The sequence below is a fragment of the Streptomyces sp. 11x1 genome, assembly GCF_032598905.1.
Taxonomy (GTDB): Bacteria; Actinomycetota; Actinomycetes; order Streptomycetales; family Streptomycetaceae; genus Streptomyces.
In genome coordinates, this window is sequence record NZ_CP122458.1 from 8,982,326 (window position 1) to 8,997,519 (window position 15,194).

Annotated in this window: 14 protein-coding genes, 1 pseudogene and 1 riboswitch; of the genes and pseudogenes, 10 read left to right on the forward strand and 5 right to left on the reverse strand. The window is 70.7% G+C overall.

Features of this window, described 5'->3' with window-relative positions:
- Positions 1 to 77 precede the first annotated feature (77 nt).
- The 3 genes and pseudogenes from P8T65_RS39515 to P8T65_RS39525 all read right to left on the reverse strand — a co-directional run bounded on the left by P8T65_RS39515 (position 78) and on the right by P8T65_RS39525 (position 2,174).
- Positions 78 to 841, reverse strand: a pseudogene (locus P8T65_RS39515) (SDR family oxidoreductase).
- Between the two features lie 245 nt (positions 842 to 1,086).
- Positions 1,087 to 1,770 carry an IS630 family transposase gene (locus P8T65_RS39520; RefSeq protein WP_316724412.1) on the reverse strand — a complete coding sequence of 228 codons (684 nt, stop codon included), beginning with the start codon at positions 1,768 to 1,770 and terminating at the stop codon, positions 1,087 to 1,089.
- Positions 1,767 to 2,174, reverse strand: coding sequence for a helix-turn-helix domain-containing protein (locus P8T65_RS39525; protein ID WP_316731502.1), 408 nt, complete (start codon positions 2,172 to 2,174; stop codon positions 1,767 to 1,769). Before P8T65_RS39525 ends, P8T65_RS39520 begins: the two co-directional genes overlap by 4 nt.
- 285 nt (positions 2,175 to 2,459) lie before the next feature.
- Positions 2,460 to 2,590: riboswitch (FMN riboswitch) on the forward strand.
- A gap of 154 nt (positions 2,591 to 2,744) precedes the next feature.
- Here P8T65_RS39525 and P8T65_RS39530 point away from each other — a divergent pair.
- The 9 genes from P8T65_RS39530 (at position 2,745) to P8T65_RS39570 (ending at position 10,319) form a co-directional block, all read left to right on the forward strand.
- On the forward strand, positions 2,745 to 3,365 hold the full coding sequence (locus P8T65_RS39530) for a riboflavin synthase (RefSeq protein ID WP_184896457.1): 621 nt from the start codon (positions 2,745 to 2,747) through the stop codon (positions 3,363 to 3,365).
- Entirely contained in the window at positions 3,362 to 3,994 is a 633-nt protein-coding gene (locus tag P8T65_RS39535; RefSeq protein ID WP_316730184.1) for a nicotinamide mononucleotide transporter family protein, read from the forward strand. The genes P8T65_RS39530 and P8T65_RS39535 overlap by 4 nt, the downstream gene beginning before the upstream one ends.
- On the forward strand, positions 3,991 to 5,280 hold the full coding sequence (locus tag P8T65_RS39540) for a bifunctional 3,4-dihydroxy-2-butanone-4-phosphate synthase/GTP cyclohydrolase II (RefSeq protein WP_316730185.1): 1,290 nt from the start codon (positions 3,991 to 3,993) through the stop codon (positions 5,278 to 5,280). Before P8T65_RS39535 ends, P8T65_RS39540 begins: the two co-directional genes overlap by 4 nt.
- 57 nt (positions 5,281 to 5,337) lie before the next feature.
- Positions 5,338 to 5,823 carry a 6,7-dimethyl-8-ribityllumazine synthase gene (ribH, locus tag P8T65_RS39545; protein ID WP_033532534.1) on the forward strand — a complete coding sequence of 162 codons (486 nt, stop codon included), beginning with the start codon at positions 5,338 to 5,340 and terminating at the stop codon, positions 5,821 to 5,823.
- Between the two features lie 34 nt (positions 5,824 to 5,857).
- A complete protein-coding gene (locus P8T65_RS39550; RefSeq protein WP_003988914.1) occupies positions 5,858 to 6,130 on the forward strand; it encodes a phosphoribosyl-ATP diphosphatase in 273 nt (90 codons plus the stop codon).
- 50 nt (positions 6,131 to 6,180) lie between these two features.
- Complete coding sequence (hisG, locus tag P8T65_RS39555; RefSeq protein ID WP_184896465.1) at positions 6,181 to 7,038, forward strand: ATP phosphoribosyltransferase; 858 nt, start codon at positions 6,181 to 6,183, stop codon at positions 7,036 to 7,038.
- 20 nt (positions 7,039 to 7,058) lie between these two features.
- Positions 7,059 to 7,523: a PH domain-containing protein gene (locus tag P8T65_RS39560; protein ID WP_184896468.1), complete on the forward strand. Its 465-nt coding sequence runs from the start codon at positions 7,059 to 7,061 to the stop codon at positions 7,521 to 7,523.
- A 244-nt stretch (positions 7,524 to 7,767) separates the two neighbouring features.
- The gene (locus P8T65_RS39565) at positions 7,768 to 9,234 is read left to right on the forward strand and encodes a hemolysin family protein (RefSeq protein WP_316730188.1); all 1,467 of its coding nucleotides are present in this window, start codon (positions 7,768 to 7,770) and stop codon (positions 9,232 to 9,234) included.
- Positions 9,231 to 10,319 (forward strand): hemolysin family protein, encoded by a 1,089-nt coding sequence (locus P8T65_RS39570; protein ID WP_184896470.1) that lies wholly within the window; start codon positions 9,231 to 9,233, stop codon positions 10,317 to 10,319. Before P8T65_RS39565 ends, P8T65_RS39570 begins: the two co-directional genes overlap by 4 nt.
- Positions 10,320 to 10,565: 246 nt before the next feature.
- Here the strand turns inward: P8T65_RS39570 and P8T65_RS39575 are convergent, their stop codons facing one another.
- Both P8T65_RS39575 and P8T65_RS39580 read right to left on the reverse strand, forming a co-directional pair.
- Complete coding sequence (locus P8T65_RS39575; RefSeq protein ID WP_230219294.1) at positions 10,566 to 12,443, reverse strand: AAA family ATPase; 1,878 nt, start codon at positions 12,441 to 12,443, stop codon at positions 10,566 to 10,568.
- Between the two features lie 434 nt (positions 12,444 to 12,877).
- Positions 12,878 to 13,531: a hypothetical protein gene (locus tag P8T65_RS39580; RefSeq protein ID WP_316730189.1), complete on the reverse strand. Its 654-nt coding sequence runs from the start codon at positions 13,529 to 13,531 to the stop codon at positions 12,878 to 12,880.
- Positions 13,532 to 13,703: 172 nt separating this feature from the next.
- On the opposite strand from P8T65_RS39580, the gene P8T65_RS39585 reads away from it, so the two are divergent.
- On the forward strand, positions 13,704 to 15,089 hold the full coding sequence (locus tag P8T65_RS39585; RefSeq protein ID WP_316730190.1) for a peptidase C39 family protein: 1,386 nt from the start codon (positions 13,704 to 13,706) through the stop codon (positions 15,087 to 15,089).
- Positions 15,090 to 15,194 lie beyond the last annotated feature (105 nt).

The window sequence follows — 15,194 nt, forward strand, 5'->3', positions numbered from 1 at the left end:
GCCCGCGCGACAGCCGGACGTTCAGCAGGTCAGGTCCAGGGGGGTGACCCTCGTACCCGGCCCCCTGCTTCTGGCCTTCACCGCTTGCCCGGCCTCGTCCCGAACCGCCGCTCCAGGTGCTCCGCGAACGTCCCGTTCCCCACGGCCCGCTCCGGCGCCAGGTGTCCGCCGTCCCGGAAGCCCCGGTAGGCCGTGCCGAACAGGGGGACGTTCAGGAGCGGGCGGCGGCGGCCGGTGGCCGTCAGGTAGGCGCGGGCCAGTTCGGGGAAGGTGAGGATCTCCGGGCCGCCCAGGTCGTCCACCCGGCCCGCGGGGGCGCCCGCGGCAAGGTCCGCCAGACGGCCCGCGACCTCGGTGACGGCGACGGGCTGGTCGTTCACCCCGGCGGGGAGCATCATGACCGGCGGCTTCGAGAGAACATCGAAGAGCAGCACGAGAAGGTCGTGGAACTGGGTCGCGCGCAGGATCGTCCAGCCCAGCCCAGCCCGGCCCCCTCGACCAGGCGCTCGACGGCCAGCTTGGACCGGTAATAGCCCAGCGGCACCCGGTCCACACCGACGATCGAGATGTGGACCAGATGGCCCACCCCGGCCCGCCGTGCCGCCTCGATCCGGTGTTCCGCCGCCCTCTCGTCGCTTCCGCGCGGCGACGTCGCGCAGTGCACGATCGTGTGCACCCCGGCCACGGCCTCGTCCAGCCCGCTCCCGCCCGCGACGAGATCGACGGCGTACGGCCGCGCGTGCCTGCTGAGCACCCGCACCTCGTGCCCGTCCGCGCGCAACCGCTCGGTGAGAGGCCGGCCGAGAACGCCGGTCCCACCGGTCACCAGGATCGTGGTCATGCTGTCCGTCCTCTTCGCGTCGACGCGTCGCCGTCCCGAGGACACCAGCGTGCGGGTCACGGCCCCGGCCGGCAGCGCGGGGGACCCGGCGGCGGGGCAAGGGCCGTCGTCACCGCCGCCGGGCCGTTCGAGGCGGGTACCGCGACCGCAGACTTTAAAAGGACTAGACCAAGGTGGTCAATGGGTCGCGACCCTTTCGAGAGGGGCCGCCGTGACGGAAATTGACCCTAGTAGATTGTCGCGGCTTAATTTCGTCGTGTGGTTGGGTAGAGGTGGCGCAGTTTCACGCGTGCGTCGTCGGTGGTGAAGTGCCAGTCGACTTGGCGCTGGTTGCTGTTGGTGTGCTGCTGCCAGGCGGCGAGTTCGGTGTTGAGCACGGTGAGGTCGTCGATGCGGCGGTCCAGGCACTGACGGGTGAGCGCGGAGAGCTCGATCTCGGCGATGTTGAGCCAGGACCCGTGTTTGGGGGTGTGGTGGATCTCCAGGCGCTGGGCCAGCGCGAAGGCCTTTGCCGGGTCGAACGCCTCGTAGAGCGAGGCGGTGGTGTGGGTGTTGAGGTTGTCCATCACCAGCACGACCGTGGCGGCGTCGGGATAGTCCACGGTCAGCAGGTGCTCGACCTGGTGCGCCCAGTCGACCCTGGTCCGGCGGGACTGCGCGTCCACGCGCCGCCATCCGCGCAGCGGCTCGACCCAGCAGAAGATCGAGCAGGTCCCCGAGCGGACGTACTCGTTGTCCTCGCGCCGGTCACGGCCCGGCCGCGCGGGGAGCGGATCACGGACGTGGCCGAGCAGCTGGTACGGCTTCTCGTCCATGCACACCACCGGGCGCGCCGGGTCGAAGGGCCGGTGATAGACCGCCAGGACGTCCTCCATCGCCGCGGCGAAGGCCGCGTTCGCGGCCGGCGGGATGGTCCAGCACTTCTTCACGTGAGGGCGCAGTTCCGTTTTTTTAAGACCCGCCCGATCGTGGAGTGGTCCAGATCCGGGATGTCCTCGGCCAGCGCGACGTGCTTCTCCAGCAGGCGCAGCGACCAGCGGGCGTGTCCTTCGGGCGGCGTCGAGCAGGCCAGCGCAATCAGTCTTGCCTCGACCTCGCCGGTCACCGGGGAGGGCACCGGCGGCAGTGCGCGTTCCTTCCGGCCGACCGTGGCCCACACATCGCCGCCGGTCTCCGCATACCGCTTCGAGATCAGGCGGACCGAATCGCACGAGACCCCGACCCGCTCCGCGATCACCGCCCGCGGAGCGACCTCGCCGGCCGAGGTGTCCAACGCGAGCAGCACCCGCGCCCGCCTGATCATCGACGCGCTGCGGACCCCCGTCGTCGTCACACGCTCCAACGCCCGACGGTCTTCGGCACTCAAGACAACCGGATACTTCTTCTGCGAGGACACAGCACCCCCTGCCCGGCCGGACGGAAGCATCAAGCGAAGCCTGCCCGACACCAACTCCACCAACCATAACGACACTTAGTCGCGACAGTCTACTAGGTCAGTGATAGCCGAAACCCGTCGGTGTTCGCCGGAGAAGTCCAGTGATGCCGCCTGTGAGCCACCCCACAGCCCTCACTCGCATGGGTGCCGACCGGGCGTGGCACACTGGCCATGTACCAGAAGCAGCGCACTCCGGGGTCGGTGAAAGTCCGAACCGGCGGTTACAGTCCGCGACCCGGTCGCTTCCAGCGGCCGGTTGACCAGGTGAAATTCCTGGACCGACGGTTAAAGTCCGGATGGGAGGCAGTGCGCGGCGGGTGGGCATACGTGCGCGCCGCCGTCTGTTTTCGGTCTGCCTCGACAGGGGTGGGCCCACACACGGCGTCGCTCCCGGTGCCGCTGTCCGCTCTGTCTGTCGTCTTCGACAGCCCCGGAGTCCGTGCCCCACGAGGCAGGAGGACCCGGGAAGTGTTCACCGGAATCGTCGAAGAGCTGGGTGAGGTCACCGCCGTCGAGAACCTCGGCGACTCCTCCCGCTTCCGTCTGCGCGGCGCCGTCGTCACCCAGGGGGCGAAGCACGGCGACTCCATCGCCGTCAACGGCGTCTGTCTCACGGTCGTCGAGCACGAGGACGACTGGTTCACCGCCGACGTCATGGCGGAGACCCTCGAACGCTCCAGCCTCGGCGCCCTCGCCGTCGGCTCCCGAGTCAACCTCGAACGCCCCATGGCCGTCGGTGAGCGCCTCGGTGGACACATCGTGCAGGGCCACGTCGACGGAACCGGCCAGGTCATCGAGCGCAAGCCGTCCGAGAACTGGGAGATCGTCAAGATCTCGCTCCCGGCGGACCTCACCCGGTACGTCGTCGAGAAGGGCTCCATCACCGTCGACGGCATCAGCCTCACCGTCGTCGACGCCGGCCCCGATTACTTCACGGTCAGCCTCATCCCGACCACCCTCGACCTGACCACACTCGGCCGCAAGCAGCCCGGCGACCCGGTGAACCTTGAGGTCGACGTCATCGCCAAGTACGTCGAGCGCCTGTTGGGCAGCCAGGGGACGGCGGGCACCCCGGGAGCGGGACGGTGAACTCCCTGAACAGCGTCGCCTTCACCGCCTTCGGCCAGCAGATCCTCTGGTCGGACATGATCGGCAACGTCCTCGGACTGATCGCCCTCGCCCTCGGCGCGATCCGCTCCCTGTGGAACTGGCCCGTGCAGTTCCTCTCCGGCCTGGTCCTCTTCAGCCTCTTCGTCGGCGACCTCACCGGCAGCGCCGGCAAGCAGGTCATCGTCATGGCCGTCGCCGCGTACGGCTGGTGGCAGTGGAACCGCACCAAGGGACGGTCGGCGGACGGCGCCATCACCCCCCGCTTCGCCACCTGGAGCGAGCGCGGCTACCTGATCGCCGGCGCCGTGCTCGGCACCCTCGCCGTCGGCGGCCTGTTCACCGCCTTCCCGACCCTGTCCTGGGACCCCTGGCCGGACGCCTACATCTTCACCGGCACCATCGTCGCCATGTACGCCCAGGCACGCGGCATGGTCGAGTTCTGGTTCGCCTGGCTGCTCGTCGACCTCGTCGGCGTTCCCCTCAACTTCGCCAACGGATACGCGTTCTCCGGATTCGTCTACATCATCTACGGCGCGCTCGTCCTGTGGGGCATGCGCGACTGGTGGCTGCGCTCCCGCAAGCCCGCCCTGGAAGGAGCCCCCGCATGAGCACGGCGCCGATCCTCTACAGCACCGACGACATCGAGGACTTCCGGCTCGACCCCGTCGAGCAGGCCATCGCCGACATCGCGGCGGGCCGTCCCGTCGTCGTCGTCGACGACGAGGACCGCGAGAACGAGGGCGACCTCGTCATCGCCGCCGAGAAGGCCACCCCCCAGATCATCGCCTTCATGATGAGCGAGTGCCGGGGCATGATCTGCGCCCCCATGGAGGGCGACGAGCTGGACCGGCTCGAACTGCCGCAGATGGTGCAGCAGAACACCGAGTCCATGCGCACCGCCTTCACCGTCACCGTCGACGCGGGCCCCCGGCACGGCGTCACCACCGGCATCTCCGCCTCCGACCGCGCCACCACCCTGCAACTCCTGGCGAGCGGCACCGCCGAGCCCGGCGACTTCGTCCGCCCCGGCCACATCTTCCCGCTGCGCGCCCGCTCCGGCGGGGTGCTCGTGCGCGACGGCCACACCGAGGCCGCCGTCGACCTCGCCCGCCTCGCGGGTCTGCGCCCGGCCGGCGCGATCGTCGAGATCGCCGGCGAGGACGGCCGCATGCTGCGCCTGCCCGATCTGATCCCGTTCGCCCGCAAGCATGGCCTGACGATCATCTCCATCGAGGACCTCATCGCCTACCGGCGCGGCTCCGAGCCCACCGTCAGGCGCGAGGCGAAGACCCAACTCCCCACTGCCTTCGGTGACTTCACGGCCTACGGCTACCGCTCCACCGTCGACGGCGTCGAGCACGTCGCCCTCGTCCACGGCGAGATCGGCGACGGCGAGGACGTCCTCGTCCGGGTCCACTCCGAATGCCTCACCGGCGACATCTTCCACTCGCTGCGCTGCGACTGCGGCCCTCAGCTGCAGACCTCGCTCCAGCGCATCGCCACCGAGGGCCGCGGCGTCGTCGTCTACCTGCGCGGCCACGAGGGGCGCGGCATCGGACTGCTCTCCAAGCTGCGCGCGTACGAACTCCAGGAGCTCGGCCGTGACACCCTCGACGCCAACCTGGAGCTGGGCCTGCCCGCCGACGCCCGGGACTACGGCGCCGGTGCCCAGATCCTCCAGGACCTCGGCGTCCGCAGCCTGCGCCTCATGACGAACAACCCCGAGAAGACCGACGCCCTCGTCCGGCACGGCCTCGCCGTCACCGACCGCGAGCCGATGCCCGTCCGCGCGGGCGAGCACAACCTGCGCTACCTGCGCACCAAGCGGGACCGGATGGGCCATGACCTGCCCTGGCTGGACACGGCCACCACGTCCACCTGCGGCAACCAGTAACACCGAACGACCAGCGGCAAGACCAACGAGCAAGAGTTCCAGGAACCAAGGAGCAACGTGAGCGGCAAGGGCGCACCCGAACTGTCCGTACGCAACTGCGGCGACCTGCGCGTCGCGGTCATCGCGGCCCAGTGGCACGAGAAGGTGATGGACGGCCTCGTCGAAGGCGCCCTGCGCGCCCTGCGCGACCTGGGCATCGACGAGCCGACCCTGCTGCGGGTCCCCGGCAGCTGGGAACTCCCCGTCGTCGCCAAGGTCCTGGCCGGTCGCGGCTACGACGCGATCGTCGCCCTCGGTGTCGTCATCCGCGGCGGCACCCCCCACTTCGAGTACGTGTGCCAGGGCGTCACCCAGGGGCTCACCCAGGTCTCCGTCGACACCGGAGTCCCCGTCGGCTTCGGCGTACTGACCTGCGACACCGAGGAGCAGGCCCTGGACCGCGCCGGTATCGAGGGCTCGAACGAGGACAAGGGCCACGAGGCGGTGACCGCGGCGGTGGCGACCGCCGCGACCCTCCGCTCAGTATCTGAACCCTGGCGCTGAGGCACGGCCGGTTGCGCGTAGGCTGAGCCTCACCATGTCCAAGAAGACGTTCGAGGAGCTCTTCACCGAGCTCCAGCACAAGGCCGCCCAGGGCGATCCCGCCACTTCCCGCACCGCAGAACTGGTCGAGAAGGGCGTCCATGCCATCGGCAAGAAGGTCGTCGAGGAGGCCGCCGAGGTCTGGATGGCCGCCGAGTACGAGGGCAAGGAGGCAGCCGCCGAGGAGATCTCGCAGCTGCTCTACCACGTCCAGGTGATGATGGTCGCCCGCGGCATCTCCCTGGACGACGTGTACGCCCACCTCTGAGCCGCACACCGCATTCGATCCCGTACGTACGAACGAAGGAAGCTCGCCTCATGCTGCGCATCGCCGTCCCCAACAAGGGTTCCCTGTCCGGCCCTGCGGGGGAGATGCTGCATGAGGCCGGCTACCAGCAGCGCCGGGAGTCCAAGGAGCTGCGGATCGTCGACCCGGCCAACGAGGTCGAGTTCTTCTACCTCCGCCCCCGCGACATCGCGATCTACGTCTCCTCCGGCCGCCTCGACATCGGCATCACCGGCCGGGACCTGCTCATCGACTCCGGCGCCAAGGCCGAGGAGATCCTTCCCCTCGGCTTCGCCCGCTCCACCTTCCGCTTCGCCTCCAAGCCGGGCACGGCCGACGGCGTGGCGGACCTCAAGGGCAAGACGGTCGCCACCTCCTACGAGGGCATCGTCGCGGGCCACCTCGCGGACAACGGCATCGACGCCTCCGTGGTCCACCTCGACGGAGCCGTCGAGACCGCCATCGAACTGGGCGTCGCCGAGGTCATCGCCGACGTCGTCGAGACCGGCACCTCCCTGCGCAACGCCGGCCTGGAGGTCTTCGGCGAGCCGATCATGAAGTCCGAGGCCGTCGTCATCCGCCGCGTCGACGCCGACACGACCTCGGAGAACGAGCCCAAGGTGCAGCAGTTCCTGCGCCGCCTCCAGGGTGTCCTCGTGGCCCGGACGTACGTGATGATGGACTACGACTGCCGCGTCGAGCAGCTGGAGAAGGCCGTCGCGCTCACCCCGGGCCTGGAGTCCCCGACCGTCTCGCCGCTGCACAACGAGGGCTGGGTCGCCGTCCGGGCGATGGTCCCGGCCAAGGAGGCCCAGCGGATCATGGACGACCTCTACGACATCGGCGCACGGGCCATCCTGACCACCGCCATCCACGCCTGCCGCCTTTGACGGCCGGGGAGTCGCACGCCATGCCGGACCAGTCCCCCCTCCCCGCCCTGCCCGTCACTTTTCGGCCGGGCCGCACCCGGGCCGTACTGCTGACCGCCGCCGGCGCGATCTTCGTGGTCATCACGGTCGTCGCGCTGCTGCTGCCCACGCTCGGCCCGGGGGAGCGGCTCAGCTTCGTCTTCACGGCGGCCATGCTCGCCGGGGTGCTGTGCATGCTCTCCCGGCCCAAGGTCGTCGCCGACGAGGCCGGCGTCACCGTCGTGAACATCACCGCGCGGCGGCAGCTGGGCTGGGCCGAGATCGTGCAGGTCAACCTGCGGGTGGGCGACCCCTGGGTCTTCCTCGACCTCACCGACGGCACCAGCATGCCCGCGCTCGGCATCCAGCCGGGCATCGCCAAGCAGCGAGCCATCGAGGACGCCCGGACCCTGAGGGCGCTGGTCGAGGCCCGGTCGGTCACCGAGCCCGAGCAGCGTCAGGGCTGACCCGGACGCGTGTCCGGGGGGACCCGGACCAAGATCAGGGCCGACTCGGGGCCGTCGCCCCTGCCGCACCGGCCCCTGTCTTGATTAATCTGTTGGCGGAGGCGTTTTCGTCGCGCCTCCGCCTCTGTCGTTCCACCCCGGAAGGCAGGGGCTCCCTGCTATTCGAGGAGTGACTCCCTCCAGCGATGGACGGATCGTCCTGTAGTACCTGCGCCGCCCCCTCCCGGCACACCGAGGCGGCGGCATGACCATCCCCCTGCTGCTCCTCGGAGCCGCGTTCCTGCTGATCCTCGCCAACGGCTTCTTCGTGGCCGCCGAGTTCGGCCTCGTCACGGTCGAGCGCCCGGAGGCCGAGAAGGCCGCCGCCGAGGGCGACCGCCGGGCCCACAAGGTGGTGGGCGCGCTCAAGGAGCTGTCCTTCCAGCTCTCCGGCACCCAACTCGGCATCACCATCACCTCCCTGGTCGTCGGCATGCTCGCCGAACCGGCTCTCGCGGAGATACTCCACGGCCCCTTCACCGCCATCGGCATACCCGAAGGCGCCGTGTCCGGGGTGTCCGTGGTCGTCGGCATGCTGCTGGCCTCGGCCGTGCAGATGGTGATCGGCGAACTGGTCCCCAAGAACTGGGCGGTGTCGAAGCCCATGCAGGTCGCCCGCTTCGTCGCGGGCCCCCAGCACGTCTTCTCCCGTCTCTTCCGCCCGGTCATCGCCGCTCTCAACGCGGTCGCCAACCGTCTGGTCCGCGCCTTCGGCGTCGAGCCCACCGACGAGCTGGCCTCCGCCCGCACCCCCGGCGAACTGGTCTCCCTCGCCCGGCACTCGGCCCAGGCCGGCGCCCTGGAACAGGACACGGCCGACCTCTTCGTCCGTACCCTCTCCCTGGGCGACCTGACCGCGGAGAACGTGATGACACCGCGTGTCAAGGTCAGCGCCCTGCAGTCCTCGGCCACCGCCGAGGACGTGGTCAACCTGACCCGCGCCACCGGCCTCTCCCGGTTCCCCGTCTACCGGGAGCGGATCGACGAGATCGTCGGCATGGTCCACCTCAAGGACGCCCTCGCGATCCCCGCCCACGAACGACTGCACACCCCGGTCGGCCGGATCGCCAGGACCCCGCTGCTCGTCCCCGAGTCGCTGCCCGTGCAGCCGCTGCTGGCCCGGCTGCGCAGCGAGCAGCCCATCGCCGTCGTCGTCGACGAGTACGGCGGGACGGCCGGGGTGGTGACCCTGGAGGACATCGTCGAGGAACTGGTCGGCGAGGTGCGCGACGAGCACGACGTGCACGAGCGGCCCGAACTCGCCGCAGCCCCGCCCGAGGACGGCCGCCTCGCCTGGGACGCCGACGGCAGCTGCCGCGTCGACGTGCTCCAGCGCATAGGTCTCGACGTCCCGGAGGGCCCGTACGAGACGGTCGCCGGCCTGGTCGCCGATCTGCTCGGCCGTATCCCTGCCCCCGGCGACCACGCCGAGCTGCCCGGCTGGCGGCTGGCGGTGCGCCAGGTCGGCCACTACCGCGCGGAGCGCGTCCGGCTCGTGCGCACCGCATCCGCCACGGACACCGCCCCCGGCCGGGAGGCGGCAGCCGTCGGCAAGGACACCGCCGCGGCGGCGGCCGACGTGAAGGCGACCATCCCCGTCACGGAGGCTGCCCGCGTCACGGGCGCCACCCCCGCCACAGACGCCGCCTCGGCCGTGGAGGCCACCCGATGAGCATGCTCCAACTCCTGTTCGCCCTGCTCCTCGTGCTCGCCAACGGCTTCTTCGTCGGCGCCGAGTTCGCCCTGGTCTCCGTCCGGCGCAGCCAGATCGAACCCCTCGGGACCACCCGGTCCCGCCAGGTCCTCCACGGCCTGGAGAACCTGCCCCAGATGATGGCGGCCGCCCAGTTCGGCATCACCGTCTGCTCACTGACCCTGGGCGCGGTGGCCGAGCCGACGGTGGCCCGGCTGCTGGAGCCGCTCTTCGAGGCGATCCACCTGCCGCACGGCATGATCCATCCCCTGGGCTACGTCATCGCGCTGGCCGTGGTCGTCTTCCTCCACCTCGTCATCGGCGAGATGCTGCCGAAGAACCTGGCGATGGCGGCGCCGGAGAAGACGGCGCTGTGGCTGAGCCCTGCCCTGGTGGCCTTCGCGCGGCTGTGCAAGCCCGTCACGGCCGGTCTCGGTGCCTGCGCCCGCGTGGTCCTCAGACTCTTTCACGTCGAGCCCAAGGACGAGGTCGAGGCCGTCTTCACCAGCGTCCAGCTGGGTCGGCTGGTCGAGGACTCCGGGCAGGCCGGGCTGCTCGACCCCGAGGAGCAGGAGCGTCTGGAGGACGCGCTGGAGCTGGGCTCCCGCCCGGTGACGGACGTCCTGCTCAAGCGGGACACCCTGGTGACGGTGGCCCCCTCGGTGACGCCCGCGCAGGTCGTGGCCCTGACCGCCCGCACGGGCTACTCCCGCTTCCCGGTGGTCGCGGAGAACGGGGCCTTCATGGGCCGCTACCTCCACGTCAAGGACGTCCTGGACCTGGAGGACTCCGACCGTGCCGTCCCCCAGCAGATCTGGCGGCCCATGACCACCCTCCGCGCGGAATTGCCGCTGGACGACGCGCTGACGGTCATGCGGCGGGCCGCCACGCATCTGGCGCAGGTGGCGGATGCCTCCGGCAAGGTGCTCGGTCTGGCGGCGCTGGAGGACGTCCTGGAACTGCTGGTGGGCGAGGTCCGGGACCCGGCCCACCGGGAGGTCCCCCCGACCCGGGTGACAGAGCCAAGGCTCAGCGAACCCCCGAAGCAGGCCCTCGCCAGCTGAGTTTCGCCTCCGCCGCCCCTACCCGTCCCATCCTCAAGGGGCTGCGCGCCCCTTCGACACCCGCGTCAAAGACTCGGGGCTCCGCCCCGGACCCCGTTCGCGCAGTTCCCCCGCGCCCCTGAAAAGGGGCGCGGGGAACTGCGGGAGAAGCCCCACCGACCCGCAGACGACCGACAAGCGAGCGGGGTCGAAGGGGCGCAGCCCCTTGAGGATGGGACGGGTAGGGGCGGCGGGGGCGAGAAAGACTCACATCGCCGAGGGTTCTCCGGGCCCCCGCCCCGACAAGACCTCCCCGTACGCCTGCATCAGATCCGGCAACCGCAACGTCGACAGATCATCCCGCGTAGGAATCGACGGATACCCCGACAACCGCAGATCCCGGTACGCACAGCTCTTCTCGTACAACGTCCGCAAGAACCGCCCGTTCCCGAGCTCGTCGATCCACCCCTGCTCCACGACATGCCCGGAGATGGACCGCAACTCGTCGAGGGCCTCCTCGTCCCACACGTCCCCGTTCTCCGTCGCGAGCACCTCCCCGATGGAGGTCAGCTCCAACGGCCGGTACGAGGGAAAGTCGACCCGCGTCGTGAACCGGGACGACAGTCCGGGGTTCGCCGCCAGCAGCCGGTCCATCCCCTCCGGATAGCCGGCCAGGATCACGACCAGATGGTCCCGGTTGTCCTCGGCCCGTTTCAGCAGCACCTGAAGCGCCTCGTCCCCGTACGCGTCCCCCTTGCCGTACCCGGAGTTGGACAGGGAGTACGCCTCGTCCACGAACAGCACCCCGCCGATCGCCGAGTCGATCAGCTCGTTGGCCTTCACGGCGGTCTGCCCGAGGTACTCGCCCACCAGATCCGCACGCTGCGCCTCGACGAGGTGATCGCCGCCGAGCAGCCCGAGCGCGTAGAAGACACGGCCCAGTATTCGCGCCACGGTCGTCTTCCCGGTGCCCGAGGGCCCGGAGAAGACGAAATGCCGCTTGGGCGGCTGCACGGGCAGCCCCTGCCCGGCCCGCAACCGCGCCATGTTCAGCTGCGCGGACAACGCCTTGACCTGCCGCTTCACCGGCTCCAGCCCGACCATCCGCTCCAGCTCGGCCAGCGCCTCCTCCAACAGCTCCGGATCCGTCGGCCCCGCCGGCAGGGACAGCGGCTCCACCGGCACCACGGCGGACTTCTCCCGTACGAAGGTGTCGCCGGCCTCGGGCGGCAGCCCGCCCGACGGCGGCGGTCCGGGATCGGACACCTTCAGATCCCGGCCCTCGGCGTCGAAGAACGGCTCCAGCCCGTCGCCGTCGAGCACGTCCTGGCCGATCCCGGCGAGCGAGATCGCGGCGAAGTCGCTCGCATCGTCGTCGTACCCGTCCCCCTCGGCGATCGCGGCCAGCCGGGCGGAGGTGTCCATGAAGGCGGGGTCGACCCGGTGCACGGCCCGGTACAGCGGCAGCGCGGCCGCGCTGCGCCCCGTGCCCTCGTGGGCGCGGGCCAGCCAGTACCGCAGCTCCTTGCGCTGCGGCTGCTCGCTGCGGCAGCGCATCAGCGCCGCGGAGAGCAGCGGCTCTGCCTGCCCGTACGTCTCCAGCCGCACCCTGGCCATCCCGCCGAACAGGCCGGCCTCGATGCCCAGCAGGGGATCGTCGAGCAGCGGATCGGTGTGCCGGACCAGTTGCTCCCAGTCCTTGACCAGATAGGCGCGGCAGGCGTGCAGAAACCGCACCTGATGGTCCGCGTCGACCGGCGGCAGCCCGGCGAGCGCCCGGTCCAGCTCGGGCACATGGCGTCCGTCCAGCCAGTGCGAGGCGTGCGCGAGGAGCAGATCACGCGGGCTCTCCAGCACCGGCTGTACCCACCAGCCCAGCCAGTACCAGGAGTTGAGGGTACGACGGTGCCGCGTGCGCTGCTCCCCGAAGCGTTCCCGGTGCCGGAACATGCGCAGCAGCGCGGTCGTCGTGTCCACCCGGAGCGCGTGCAGCCCGAGCCAGCCGTCCGCCATGCCCGGATCCATCCGCACCGCGGCGCGGAACTCCTCCTCCGCCTGCGGATAGGCGCCCATGGTGTAGGCGTCCACGCCTCGCAGCCAGGCGAGGTCGGCCGGGGCCTCGGGGCCCCGCGAGCCGAAGTCCATCACGTCCCCCACAAACCGTGCCCCCGCTGGAAACCGAACGGGCCGGTGCCCGTCGGCAGCCTTCGTCGAACCGCTGTGCCGCGGACGGGAGTTGCGCCGGTGCGTTGCTGCAGCCGTCCGAAGGTCGCACCTTGGGCATCGTACCTGCGGGTCGGGCGCCCTTCGAAGGGTGCCGCAACCCTCGTCCTGCGAGGTGGGAGCAGACGGGGCGCATTGCGGACGGTCACCGAGGGTGAAGGAATGGTGTCCCTGGGGTTCCGGAAAGCCGCGAAGAAGGCAGAACGAAGCCCCCGATCACGGGGGAACAACCGGGGGCTTCGCGTATCTGGGCGGTATCGAATGACCGCACATTGAGAACGTAAGACCTGTACGGCCCCCCGGTCAAGCCGAGTTGGGGCCCTCGGGCAACTTCTCGGACAGCCCTCTTCACAAGTTCAGCACATTGCGGATGGCTCGTCACCCTGAGTGAGGTGCGGTGCCGATCCGGGAGCCGTCGGGGGTCCCGTGAGCACCTCGTACCCCGCGTTTCCCGGCCGAATCAGCAGATCGGCGAACGGCCGAGAAGGATCCTCGGCGAAATGCCGCCGCTCCGCCCGGACCCAGTCGGCCCAGAAGTCGTCCTGCTCCGCCCCGTCCCGCGCCCGCCCCCGTGCCCAGGCGTCCCCTTCCGCCACTTCCATCCACACGAGCCACGCCAGAAACGGCCGCAACACCCGTCGGCCCGCACCCACCCCTTCCACGACGACCACCGGCGCGCTCGGCAGCACACGCGCCGGGCCGAAGCCGCGTTCACGCCAGTCGTACGGTGCGTAGCGTGCGCTCCGCCCGTGGCGCAGCGGCTCGATCACCTGGTCCAGCAGGCGATCCGTCCACGCGAACAGCTCCTCGTGCGTCGCGATGTCGTCGAGGTGCAGTACCGGGGCGCCGCCGAGCGCGTCCGCCAGTCGTCCGGCGAAGGTGCTCTTCCCGGAACCGGCGTGCCCGTCCACCCCCACCAGCCGGACCGGCCCGCAGGAGGGCGGCAGCCGCCGCAGCCGCGCGGCGAGGTCGTCGACGGCGGGGTCCACGGGAGCGGGGGAATCGTGCATAGGTGGATTGAACACCATGCCGCGCGGCCGCGGATACGCCACTGGTGTCGACCAATATTGGCGGGCGTGGCGCGGCGCGAGGTGCTGGCAGAAGTCGTTCCCCGGCGTCCATAGTGGGCGAACAGCCGTGCGTCTGAACCGTTCCTTCCGGACCACTGGGGGTCACCCGCAGATGACGAGCCTCTCCGAGCCGTCCCGCAGGACCGTCCTGACCGCAGCCGTCGCCACCGCAGCCGCCGCGGCGGCCGCGGGAGCGGCGGGTCAGGCGGTCGCAGACACCACGAGCGGCCGGGGCGAGGCCCCCGTCCGCCCCACGCGAGCACCGGAACGTTTCACTGACTTCCGTGCCTGGACCTCGTACACCGACTGGTGCTCGGGCAGCGCCCGGGGCACCCTGGCGAAGGCGGGGACGCGGCCGGGGCTGGTGATCGACTCGCCGCTCGGGACCACCGACTACACCGACCCGCACACCGGGCGTACGGCCGCCTGGGAGTACGGGACCTGGACCTCGGCGGTCCACCGGCTCACGGTGCCCGCCACCGAGGCCGTCGCCTCCTGGAACGCGCACACCCCCGAAGGCACCTGGATCGGGATCGAGCTCAAGGGCACGTACTCCGACGGCACCGACACGCCCTGGTACGTGCTCGGCCGGTGGGCGGCCGGGGACCGGGACATCAGACGGATGTCCGTCGACGGCCAGAAGGACGGCAGAAGCAGTGTCTGGACGGACACCTTCGCGATCGACGACCCGGCGACGGGCCTGCGCCTGGCCTCCTACCGGCTGCGCCTGACGCTGTACCGCACGCCCGGTACCCGGCTGACCCCCATGGTCTGGCGCCTCGGCGCGATGGGCTCCGACGTCCCCGACCGCTTCACCGTCCCCGCCTCGACGCCCGGACTCGCACGGGAGCTGGACGTCCCGCGCTACTCGCAGGAGATCCACAAGGGCCAGTACCCCGAGTACGACAACGGCGGCGAGGCCTGGTGCAGCCCCACCTCCTCGCAGATGGTCATAGAGTTCTGGGGCAGGAAGCCCACCGCCGCCGACCTGGCCTGGGTCGACCCGGCGTTCACGGACCCGCAGGTGTGCCACGCGGCGCGGTTCACCTTCGACTACCAGTACGAGGGCTGCGGCAACTGGCCCTTCAACGCCGCGTACGCCGCCACCTACCAGGACCTCCAGGGCGTGGTGACCCGGTTGGGCTCGCTCACCGACCTGGAGACACTGATCGGGGCGGGCATCCCGGCGATCACCTCCCAGTCGTTCCTCGCGGAGGAGCTGACGGGAGCGGGCTACGGCACGGCCGGGCATCTGATGACGGTGATCGGCTTCACGGCCGAGGGCGACGTCATCGCCAACGACCCGAACTCGCCGACCAACGAGGCGGTGCGCCGGGTCTACCGGCGGCGCGAGTGGGAGAACATCTGGCTGCGGACCAAGCGGTACAACGCCGCCGGCAAGGTCGTCTCCGGCACCGGCGGCGTCTGTTACGTGTACTTCCCGGCGCGGCCCACGGCCCGCCAGCGCGCGGCGCTCTCGGCGGTGGGCATCCTCTGACGCGGCAGACCAGGTGCGGCGCGGCTCCCGGACGACCGGGGCCGCGCCGACGTGTGACCAAGGTCTCGGCCGCGAACCGCCCATGCGGTGGCAAGGTGGACGAGG

What these genes read in the sequence shown, in the direction of transcription:
- P8T65_RS39565 (WP_316730188.1), top strand. Translation starts at nt 7,768, where the DNA reads ATGACCATCCCCCTGCTGCTCCTCGGAGCCGCGTTCCTGCTGATCCTC.
- P8T65_RS39580 (WP_316730189.1), bottom strand. Translation starts at nt 13,531, where the DNA reads ATGCACGATTCCCCCGCTCCCGTGGACCCCGCCGTCGACGACCTCGCC.
- P8T65_RS39585 (WP_316730190.1), top strand. Translation starts at nt 13,704, where the DNA reads ATGACGAGCCTCTCCGAGCCGTCCCGCAGGACCGTCCTGACCGCAGCC.
- P8T65_RS39570 (WP_184896470.1), top strand. Translation starts at nt 9,231, where the DNA reads ATGAGCATGCTCCAACTCCTGTTCGCCCTGCTCCTCGTGCTCGCCAAC.
- P8T65_RS39575 (WP_230219294.1), bottom strand. Translation starts at nt 12,443, where the DNA reads ATGGACTTCGGCTCGCGGGGCCCCGAGGCCCCGGCCGACCTCGCCTGG.
- P8T65_RS39540 (WP_316730185.1), top strand. Translation starts at nt 3,991, where the DNA reads ATGAGCACGGCGCCGATCCTCTACAGCACCGACGACATCGAGGACTTC.
- hisG (WP_184896465.1), top strand. Translation starts at nt 6,181, where the DNA reads ATGCTGCGCATCGCCGTCCCCAACAAGGGTTCCCTGTCCGGCCCTGCG.
- P8T65_RS39560 (WP_184896468.1), top strand. Translation starts at nt 7,059, where the DNA reads ATGCCGGACCAGTCCCCCCTCCCCGCCCTGCCCGTCACTTTTCGGCCG.
- P8T65_RS39550 (WP_003988914.1), top strand. Translation starts at nt 5,858, where the DNA reads ATGTCCAAGAAGACGTTCGAGGAGCTCTTCACCGAGCTCCAGCACAAG.